At 66.3% G+C, this 10,125-nt stretch carries 9 protein-coding genes; 6 read left to right on the top strand and 3 right to left on the bottom strand.

Features of this window, described 5'->3' with window-relative positions; genetic code table 11:
- Positions 1-187 precede the first annotated feature (187 nt).
- Both AC1ROK_RS19660 and AC1ROK_RS19655 read right to left on the bottom strand, forming a co-directional pair.
- Positions 188-814: a glutathione S-transferase family protein gene (locus AC1ROK_RS19660; protein WP_492850004.1), complete on the bottom strand. Its 627-nt coding sequence runs from the start codon at positions 812-814 to the stop codon at positions 188-190.
- Positions 811-1,437: a glutathione S-transferase family protein gene (locus tag AC1ROK_RS19655; protein WP_492850002.1), complete on the bottom strand. Its 627-nt coding sequence runs from the start codon at positions 1,435-1,437 to the stop codon at positions 811-813. The genes AC1ROK_RS19660 and AC1ROK_RS19655 overlap by 4 nt, the downstream gene beginning before the upstream one ends.
- A gap of 153 nt (positions 1,438-1,590) precedes the next feature.
- Here AC1ROK_RS19655 and fliF point away from each other — a divergent pair, with 153 nt between their 5' ends.
- From fliF to flhA, 6 genes are all read left to right on the top strand, one after another.
- Complete coding sequence (gene fliF, locus AC1ROK_RS19650; RefSeq protein ID WP_492850000.1) at positions 1,591-3,273, top strand: flagellar basal-body MS-ring/collar protein FliF; 1,683 nt, start codon at positions 1,591-1,593, stop codon at positions 3,271-3,273.
- 11 nt (positions 3,274-3,284) lie between these two features.
- The gene (gene fliG / locus AC1ROK_RS19645; RefSeq protein WP_492849998.1) at positions 3,285-4,364 is read left to right on the top strand and encodes a flagellar motor switch protein FliG; all 1,080 of its coding nucleotides are present in this window, start codon (positions 3,285-3,287) and stop codon (positions 4,362-4,364) included.
- Positions 4,364-5,005, top strand: a complete 642-nt coding sequence (locus AC1ROK_RS19640; protein WP_492849996.1) for a FliH/SctL family protein — start codon at positions 4,364-4,366, stop codon at positions 5,003-5,005. Before fliG ends, AC1ROK_RS19640 begins: the two co-directional genes overlap by 1 nt.
- A complete protein-coding gene (fliN, locus tag AC1ROK_RS19635) occupies positions 5,002-5,325 on the top strand; it encodes a flagellar motor switch protein FliN (RefSeq protein ID WP_492849994.1) in 324 nt (107 codons plus the stop codon). Before AC1ROK_RS19640 ends, fliN begins: the two co-directional genes overlap by 4 nt.
- A 2-nt stretch (positions 5,326-5,327) precedes the next feature.
- On the top strand, positions 5,328-6,698 hold the full coding sequence (flbD, locus tag AC1ROK_RS19630) for a sigma-54-dependent transcriptional regulator FlbD (protein ID WP_492849992.1): 1,371 nt from the start codon (positions 5,328-5,330) through the stop codon (positions 6,696-6,698).
- A 165-nt stretch (positions 6,699-6,863) separates the two neighbouring features.
- Positions 6,864-8,999 carry a flagellar biosynthesis protein FlhA gene (gene flhA, locus AC1ROK_RS19625; protein ID WP_492849990.1) on the top strand — a complete coding sequence of 712 codons (2,136 nt, stop codon included), beginning with the start codon at positions 6,864-6,866 and terminating at the stop codon, positions 8,997-8,999.
- Here flhA and AC1ROK_RS19620 read toward each other — a convergent pair.
- The gene (locus AC1ROK_RS19620; protein ID WP_492849988.1) at positions 8,911-10,047 is read right to left on the bottom strand and encodes a hypothetical protein; all 1,137 of its coding nucleotides are present in this window, start codon (positions 10,045-10,047) and stop codon (positions 8,911-8,913) included. The two genes, flhA and AC1ROK_RS19620, sit on opposite strands and share 89 nt — an antisense overlap.
- Positions 10,048-10,125 lie beyond the last annotated feature (78 nt).

The following is a 10,125-nucleotide window of genomic DNA, read 5'->3' as shown; positions in this document are numbered from 1 at the left end:
CAATGGAACGACCAAGCCTGCACAAACCTGTCAGCTATGTCTCCGAACACCTGTAAGCGATGTACCCGGACTAAACAGCAAGGGGGAGGGAGACCCTCGCACTGACATCGCAATTTGCGTCTCCCTCCCCTTGCGGGGAGAGATCAAGGGTGGGGGTCAGCCCACACCGGCGCTTCAGTGACACACTCTAGGGCGTCGCCTCGCCCAGATACTTCCGCCCGGCCTCAGTTGCCTTCAGCCGCTGGTAGTGCTCCACCACCGCCGGCAACTCCGGCCGGTCGAACGGCGTCGAGAACCAGCGGTGCGAAGACAGCGCCAGCGCCAGGTCCGCGAGGCTGAGCCGCCGGTTGGCGACATAACCGCCGCCCTTGGCGAGCCGCGCTTCCAGCATCCGCATTTTGGCGGTCCACTGGTCGACCGAATGCGCGATCCGCGCGGGGTCGCTAAAGGCCGGGTTTTTGGCGAGGAATGCCGTCACTGCATAGAGCCATGACGGCAGGAGTTCGGTCGCCTGCCAGGTGAGCCACTGGTCGACCAAGGCCCGCTCCCGCACCTCCTCGGGCCACAGTTCGCTGCCGCATTTCTGCGCGAGATAACGCATGATCGCGCTGCTCTCCCACATGACGAACCCATCGTCGACGATCACCGGCACCGTGGCGTTCGGGTTGAGTTTCAGGAACTCCGGCACCCTGGGGTCGCGATGCGGCATGCCCCAGATCTCGTGCTCATAGTCGATGCCGCAGAGGTCGGCCGTCCACAGAACCTTGCGGACATTGCTCGAGCTCACCCGACCGAGGATCTTGAGCCGCGTCACGGCGTGTCGGCGCTCATGTATTTCTGCCCTTCGGCAGTCGCCTTCAGCATCTGGTAGTGCGCCGCAACCGCGGGCAGTTCGGGCTTATCGAACGGGGTCGAGAACCAGCGGTGCGTCGAGACCGCGAGGCCGATATCGGCAATTGACAGCCTGCCATTGGCGGCAAAGCCTCCGCCCGCCGCGAGCTGCGCCTCGAGGATCTGCATCCTTGCCGTCCAGTTGCGGATCGAATCGGCGATGCGCTGCTCGTCGGTATAGGCGGGGTTCTTGCGCATCAGCGCATAGACCGCATATCCCCACTGCGCGTTGAGCTCGGCCACCTGCCAGGTGAGCCACTGGTCGACCAGGGCTCTCTCCTGCACGGCCACCGGCCAGAGCCCGCTGCGCCGCGACTCCGACAGGTAGCGCATGATGGCGTTGCTCTCCCACAGGACGAACCCGTCATCGATGATGACCGGCACCTGCGCGTTGGGGTTGAGCTTGAGGAATTCCGGCGCTTTGGGGTCGCGATGCGGCATCCCCCAGATCTCGACCTCATAGCCGATGCCGATCAGGTCGCAGGTCCACATGACCTTGCGCACATTGATCGAGGTCATCCGACCGAGGATGCTCAGCGTTCCCATGCTCACGTCTCCTTAACCCTCACCCGGCAAAGCCTGCCGCTTTTTGCATTCTGCAACTGCCGGTTAATCACTTGTTTACCATCCACTGGGTAATTTTTGCCTATGGGCTCGGTGCGTTTGCGCGCACCCAAGAATAACAAGGGTACGGTCCGCGTGGACGGGTTGCTGCAGTTCTTCAACCGCCTCGGTTTGGCGCGCGTCGCCGCCATGGCCGTTATCGCCGTGCTGATGCTGGGGTTCTTTGCCTTCCTCATCATGCGCGCCTCGACGCCACCGCTGGCCCCGCTCTATTCCGGCCTCTCGTTCGAGGATTCGGCGGCCATCGTCACCGAACTGCAGACCCAGAACGTCAACTACGAGATCCGCGGTGAAGGCGACACCATATTGGTGCCGCGCGACCAGATCACTCAGATTCGCATGTCGCTGGCGCAGGATGGCCTGCCCACCCGTGGCCAGGTCGGCTACGAGATCTTCGACCAGCAGTCGACGCTCGGCGCCACCAGCTTCGTCCAGAACATCAACAATGTCCGGGCGCTCGAAGGCGAGCTCGCCCGCACCATCTCCTCGCTGGCCCGCATCAAGAGCGCCCGCGTCCATCTCGTCCTGCCCGAACGCGCCCTGTTCAGCCGCGAGCAGAAGGACCCCACCGCCTCGATCGTGCTGTCGGTGCGCGGCGAGCTCTCGGCCGGTGAGATCCGCGCCATCCAGCATCTCGCCGCCTCCGCCATCGAGGGACTGACCCCGGCCCGCGTCTCGGTGGTCGACGATACCGGGCGCCTGCTCGCCTCCGGCGCCGGCAACGGCCCCGAGGACGTCATCGCCGGCGAGACCGAGGAGCGCACCCTCAATGTCGAGAATCGCCTGCGCAGCCGCGTCGAGGACCTGCTCGCCAACATCGTCGGCTCCGGCCGCGCCCGGGTACAGGTTTCGGCCGAACTCGATCTCAACCGGCTGAGCAAGACCTCTGAGACGTTCGACCCGAACGGCCAGGTGATCCGCTCCACCCAGACCCGCGACCTCTCCAACACCGCGCAGAACGGCGACAGCGGCCAGGTCAGCGTCTCCAACGAGTTGCCCGGCGCCTCGGCCAATTCGGGCAGCGGCACCTCGACCATGGAGCAGGGCTCGACCACCGAAGAGACCACCAATTTCGAGATCTCCAAGGTCACCGAGACGGCGCTCACCGAAGCCGGCGGCATCAAGCGGCTGTCGATCGCCGTGGTGGTCGACGGTACCTATGTCGCCGATGCCACAGGCAACTCGGTCTATACCCCGCGCGCCCAGGCCGAGATCGACCAGATCACCGCGCTGGTGAAATCCGCCGTCGGCTTCTCCGATACCCGCGGCGACCAGGTGCAGGTCGCCAACCTGCAATTCGCCGACCGCCCGGAACTCGCCGCTGCCGGCACCAGCGAGCCGGGCCTGCTCGACTTCACCCGCGACGACCTGATGAACGGCGCCGAGATGGCGGTGACCCTGTTGATCGCGCTGGCGCTGGTGTTCTTCGTGCTTCGCCCGCTGCTGAAGCGCGTGCTGGCCCCCGAGGGGAAGACCCTGGCCCTCCCCGCCAGCGCCGAGCTCGGCGGCGGTCAGGCCCATCACGGCCCGGGGGATTTCGGCTCCAACGCCATCGTCTCCACGCTCCCCAACCTCAACGGCGACTACGTCGAGGAAGACGAGCAGCCGCGCAAGGCGCGCGTTCCCGCCTGGATGAACAGCGCCAAGGCGATGGGCGAAACCCAGGCCAATACCTTGAAGACGGTCGGCGAACTGGTCGACGAAAACCCCAAGCAGGCCGCGCTGATCGTGCGCGACTGGCTGGCGAGCGCCACATGAGGACGAACTAGATGGCCGCCGCAGCCGCCGCACTCGACCAGACCACCGACCAGGTGCTGAGCAAGCAGTTGGTCGTCGGCGCTAACGCCAATCAGCGCGCCCTCTCCGGCGACGAGAAGGCCGCCGTGCTGCTCTTGGCGCTCGGTCCGGATTTCGGCAAGCCGATCCTCGAAGAGCTCGACGAGATGGAAATCCGCCAGCTGTCGCGCGCCATGGTCAAGCTCGGGCCGATCACCCCGGATATGCTGGATTCGCTGCTCATCGAGTTCGTTACCCGCGTCTCGTCCAACGGCACCATCGCCGGCAACTCCGACACCACCGAACGGCTGCTGCTGAGCTTTTTGCCGCAGGATCGGGTCGACTCGATCATGGAAGAAATCCGCGGTCCCGCCGGCCGCAACATGTGGGAAAAGCTGAGCAACGTTCAGGAGGATATTCTCGCCAGCTACCTGAAGAACGAGTACCCGCAGACCATCGCCGTGGTGCTTTCGAAGATCGCTACCGACCATTCCGGCAAGGTGCTCGCCGCCCTGCCCGAGGAGCTGGCGATGGAAGTGGTGCAGCGCATGCTGGCGCTCGATCCGGTGCAGAAGGAAATCCTCGAAAAGATCGAGACGACGCTGCGCACCGAGTTCATGTCGACCCTCAGCCACACCAAGCGCCGCGACAGCCACGAGCAGATGGCCGAGATCTTCAACTCGTTCGACCGCCAGACCGAGGCGCGCTTCATCACCACGCTCGAAGAACGCGACCGCGACGGCGCCGACCGCATCAAGGCGCTGATGTTCACCTTCGAGGATCTGGCCCGGCTCGAGCCTTCGGCCATCCAGACGCTGGTGCAGAAGATGGACAAGAAGGAGCTGGGCCTGGCGCTGAAGGGCGCCAACGACACGGTCAAAGAGGTGTTCTTCGCCAACATGTCCGCCCGCGCCGGCAAGATGCTGAAGGACGACATGGAAGCCATGGGTCCGGTCCGTCTCAAGGACGTCGACGAGGCGCAGGGCCGCATGGTCGCCACCGCCAAGGACCTCTCAGCAAAGGGCGAGATCGTCATCACCAAGGGCAAGGCCGATGAGGAAATGATCGGCTGATGAGCACCGCGCCCGCCAAATTCACCTTCGACCTCGACCTCGGCCGACGCCAGGAGCGCAACTCGCTGGTCACCGAGACGGCGATGGCCGCCCTGCTCGAGGAAGCCCGCCGCGAGGGCCGCGAGGCCGGCCTCGCCGAAGGCGAGCGCACGGCCGTCGCCAAAGCCGCCAAGGCCGAAGCCGCCGCCGCCGAATCCCTCGCCGTGCGCGTTGCCGCCATGGCGGCCAGCATGGACGATGCCAGGAAGCAAGCCATCGCCGAAGGCGTCGAGCTGTCGCTGTCGATCGCGAGGAAACTCGCCGGCGGCCTCATTGCCCGCGAACCGACCGCCGAGATCGAGCAACTGGTGGCCGAGTGCATGGCAACGCTCGATGGCGTGCCGCACCTCGTCATCCGCTGCGATCCGGCGCTTGCCGACGCCGTACGCGACATCGCCACAGGCAAGATGACCACCTCCGGCTTCACTGGCCGGCTGGTCGTTCTCGGCGACCCCGATATCGCCATCGGCGATGCCCGCATCGAGTGGGCTGATGGCGGCGTGGTCCGCGATATCAGGAAGCTCAGCGCCGAGATCGACGCCCGCATCAGCCAGTACTTCGCCGCACGCGGCATCCGACTTAACGAGGAGACCGAGCAATGAGCACCGGCGACACCGGGGTCACCTTCGAGGAGATGGCCGCTCCCGGCCGCGAGGGTTACACCCCGCCCGGCGAAAAGACCGCCGCCGACCTCGAGGCCGTATTCGACGTTCCCGTCCGCATCTCGGTGGTGCTCGGCCGCGCCAAGGTGCCGGTGGCGAGCCTGCTCAAGATGGATGTCGGCACCGTGGTCGAGCTCGACCGCCAGGTCGGCGAGGCCGTCGAAATCTACGTCAATGACCGCCTCGTCGCCCGCGGCGAAATCGTCCTCGTCGAGAACCGTCTCGGCGTCACCATGACCGAAATCATCAAGGCAGCCTGACCATGCGGCTTCTTATCGTCGGCGCTCTCGAAGGCCAGCTCACCACCGCCACCAAGCTCGCCATGGATGGCGGCGCCAAGGTGGCTCATGCCCCCTCCATCGAGATCGCGCTCGCGTCGCTGCGTGCCGGCCGCGGCGCCGACCTGCTGCTGGTCGATGTGATGATGGATATTGCCGGGCTGATCGCCGGGCTCGATGGCGAGCGCATCGTCATCCCGGTGGTCGCCTGCGGCACCGAGAGCAACGCCGCTGCCGCGGTGAACGCCATCCGCGCCGGCGCCAAGGAATATATCCCGCTGCCGCCCGACGCCGAGCTGATCGCCGCCGTCATCGCCGCGGTCGCCCGCGAATCCTCGGATTTCCTCTATCGCGACCCGGTGATGGCGCGCGTGGTGAAGCTCGCCGAGCAGGTCGCCCCGTCCGAGGCCTCGGTGCTGATCACCGGCGAGAGCGGCACCGGCAAGGAGGTAATGGCGAAATACCTCCACTCGCGTTCGAAGCGCGCCTCCCGCGCCTTCATCTCGATCAACTGCGCCGCCATCCCCGAGGCGCTGCTCGAGAGCGAACTGTTCGGCCACGAGAAGGGCGCCTTCACCGGCGCCGTCGCCCGCCGTATCGGCAAGTTCGAGGAAGCCTCGGGCGGCACGCTGCTGCTCGACGAAATCAGTGAAATGGACGTGCGTTTGCAGGCCAAGCTCCTCCGCGCCATCCAGGAACGGCTGATCGACCGCGTCGGCGGCACCAAACCCGTGCCCGTCGATATCCGCATCATCGCCACCTCCAACCGCAACCTCAACGAAGCGGTGAAGGACGGCAGCTTCCGCGAAGACCTGCTGTTCCGCCTCAACGTGGTGAACCTGAAACTCCCGGCTTTGCGTGAACGCCCCGGCGATACCGCGGCACTGGCCGAACACTTCGTCGCCAAATACGCCAAGGCCAACGGCCTCGGCCGCCGCGTGCTCTCGGCCGAAGCCCGCGATGCGCTGCTGCGCGCCCCCTGGCCGGGCAACGTGCGCGAACTCGAAAATACCCTCCACCGCGCGGTGCTGCTGTCGGGCGGCGAGATCATCGGCCCCGACGCCATCTCGATGCCCGATGGCACCGGCCTCAGCGAGGTCGTCGCCATGGCCTCGGTGGCGACGCAGGCCGCCCAGACCGCCGAGACCATCTCGCGCGCCATGGTCGGCCGCACCGTCGCCGACGTCGAGCGCGACCTGATCCTCGATACCCTCGACCACGTGTTGGGGAACCGCACGCACGCCGCCAACATCCTCGGTATCTCGATCCGCACGCTGCGCAACAAGCTCAACCAATACGCCGATGAGGGCCTCGCGGTGCCGGGCCCCGGTGAACAGCGGAACTCGGCAGCGTGAGGCGGCATCGCTTGGTGCCCTCCCCCCTCCCATCCTCCCCCACAAGGGGGGAGGTGCCGCATCGAGCATTCGGCACGAGCGAGCCACAACCCCGACTCTTCACCTCCCCCCTTGTGGGGGAGGCCGGGAGGGGGGTGCCCCACGCTCTGACTTCAGGAAACACCCGTGGCTGATCTCTCCGCCCCCGGCCCCTCCGGCCTGAAGCTGCCGACCTTCTCGATCCATGGGCTGTGGAAGTCGTTCGGTACGACCGATATCGGGCTCGCCATCGGCATCATGGGGATCATCGTCGTCCTCATCGTACCGCTGCCGCCGCTGCTGCTCGACTTGCTGCTGGCCATCTCGATCGTCTTTTCGGTGCTGATCCTGATGACGGCGCTGTTCATCCAGACGCCGCTCGAGTTCTCGGCCTTTCCCACGGTGCTGCTGATCGCCGCCATGTTGCGCTTGGCGCTGAACCTCGCCACCACCCGCCTGATCCTCGCCGAGGGCCATAACGGCACCGATGCCGCCGGTCACGTCATCGAGGCGTTCGGCAATTTCGTCATGCGGGGCAACTTCGTCATCGGCGTCGTCGTTTTCGCCATCCTGATCATCGTCAACTTCATCGTCATCACCAAGGGCTCGGGCCGCATCGCCGAAGTCGCGGCGCGCTTCAACCTCGACGCCATGCCCGGCAAGCAGATGGCGATCGACGCCGACCTCTCGGCCGGCCTGATCGACGAGACCACCGCGCGCAAGCGCCGCGAAAACCTCGAGGCCGAAAGCGCTTTCTTCGGCAACATGGACGGCGCCTCGAAATTCGTGCGCGGCGACGCCATCGCCGGCCTGCTCATCACCTTCATCAACATCATCGCCGGTCTGGTCATCGGCATGCTGCAGGAGGGGCTGAGCTTCGCCGAAGCCGGCCACAACTACACCCTGCTCACCGTCGGCGACGGCCTCGTCAGCCAGATCCCGGCGCTGATCGTCTCGACCGCCGCGGGCCTCCTGGTCTCCAAGGCCGGCGTCACCGGCTCGGCCGACAAGGCGCTGGTCGCCCAGTTCACCGGCTATCCCAAGGCGCTGGGCATGTCGGCCGCCGTCATCGGCGCGCTGGCGCTGCTGCCCGGCATGCCGATCATCCCGTTCCTGGCGCTCGCCGCCGGCTGCGGCTGGCTCGCCTTCAAGTCGGGCAAGAAGAAAACCGCGACCGCCGATCGCGCCATCGTCGAGGCGGCGATGGAGCAGGCCCAGGCTGGCGGCAGCCCGCTGTCGCAAGAGGCGCCAATTTCGGACAGCCTCAAGATCGACGAGCTGAAGCTCGAACTCGGCTACGGCCTGCTCTCACTGGTCAAGGAAGACGATACCGGCACCGATCGGCTCACCGAGCAGATCAAGGCGCTACGCCGGCAGCTCGCCACCGAGCTCGGCTTCATCATGCCGCCGGTCCGCATCCTCGACAACATGCAGCTCGAGCCGAACGACTATAAGGTCAAGATCAAGGAGGTCGATGCCGGTCGCGGCCAGATCTTCGCGCACCAGCTGATGGTGATGGATCCGATGGGCCGGGAGATCAACCTGCCCGGCGTCCACACCACCGAGCCGACCTTCGGCCTGCCCGCCACCTGGATCGAGCCGGCGCTGCGCGACGAAGCGGAACTGCGCGGCTACTCGATCATCGACCCCTCGACGGTCATCTCGACGCACCTCACCGAAGTGCTGAAGGCCAACGTCTCGGATCTGCTTAGCTACGCCAACGTGCAGTCGCTGCTGGCCGGCCTGTCGAAGGACCAGCAGAAGCTGGTCGAGGACATCATCCCCAGCCAGATCTCGGTCTCGGGCGTGCAGCGCGTGTTGCAGACCCTGCTCATCGAGCGGATATCCATTCGCGATCTTCCCACGATCCTCGAAGGCATCGCCGAAATCGCCGGCCCGGGCCGCACCGCCCAGACCATCGCCGAGCATGTGCGCTCGCGCCTGGCGCGCCAGCTCTGCGCCGCCAATCTGGGGCCGGACGGCAACCTGCCGCTGCTCACCCTGTCGCCGCAATGGGAGCGCGATTTCGCCGAGGCGCTGGTCGGCGACGGCAACGACCGTCACCTCGCCATGGCCCCATCGCGCCTGCAGCAGTTCATCGTCGGCATCCAGCAGGGGTTTGAGAACGCCGCCCAGATGGGCGAAATCCCCGTCCTCATCACCTCCCCCGGCATCCGCCCGCATGTCCGCGCCATCATCGAACGCTTCCGCCCGCAGACGGTGGTGATGAGCCAGAACGAGGTACACCCGCGGGTGCGACTGAAGACGATCGGGAGCGTCTGAGAACGGCCAAGCCATCGCGGATCGCCGCCGCCGCCCATGGCAGGCCGAGCATCAGCAGCGGAGTGTAGAGGGCGCCCCAATAGCTGTTGTAGCTCTTGCCGGCGACGAGGAAGAGTGCGGCATAGGCGAAGGCGGTTGCGGCGGCGCGGAGGCCCGCAGGCCGCGCCGTGAGGCCGAGCAAACCGAGCGGCAGCACCAGCACCGTCACCCAGAGCGGCAGCAACTTCACCAATCCGTTGAAGGCGCCGGTGGCAAGCAGGAACGCACCGCCGCCAAAGGCCAGCCAGCTATCGGGATAAGCCCGATCCAACGGCCCGAGCTGCGCCGCCACCATCTGCGCGTGCCACAGGAAATACCCCGCATAGGCGGCAAGCACCACAAGCCAGCCCCCCACTTCGGCCCAGCGCCGCTGCCGGATGGCGAGCACGAGGCAGACCACGACATACACTCCGGCCAGTTCGCGCAGGAACAGCGCCAGCGCGCCGGCGACGAAGCCCGGCCACGCCAATCGCAAGCCATAGGCGACCACCGAAAGCAGGATCAACGTGCCTGCCGTGATGTCGGAAAAGAGCATCGCGTCGGCACTGCCCAGATTGGCCAGCGATACCAGGAGGGCCAGCAGGCCGACGCCGGCAAACAGCGGGCCGGCGCTGTCGCGGACCAGCCGATAGGCAAGCAGGGTGGCGACAACCGCAAGGCCGACGCCGAGCGCCAACCCCCAGTTCAACGAGGGCAACGCCGCCAGCAGCCACGCATTGAGCGGGGTGCGCCAGTTGAACACCGACAGGGTGCCGTAGCCGCCTTCGAGCAATGCCGCATGGGCCGCTTCATAATAGCCCTCCCCGCCCCGCATCGCCTCGACGATGCGTCGGTAGGTCGCGAGATCGCCGATCGCGCCGGGTGGTTCCGGCGCGCCGACATTGGGCGGCAGGACGGCCGTGCCGAAAAATGCGAGCCACGTGAGCCACAGCGCGACCAAGGCCGTCGCCGTAAACACGGCAATGACGATGGGGCGGCTCGCGTGGCGCAGCCAGGTCTCGGGCAGCATGATCCGTTGGTCTCCGGGCAGGCCGGCATTTTCGCCACGGTGCGTTAACGGAGCATGCAGAACGACGCGCTCGCAACC

It is taken from the genome of Devosia sp. GW821-FHT12F11 (assembly GCF_058806655.1).
This window is presented reverse-complemented; position numbering and strand designations above follow the sequence as displayed.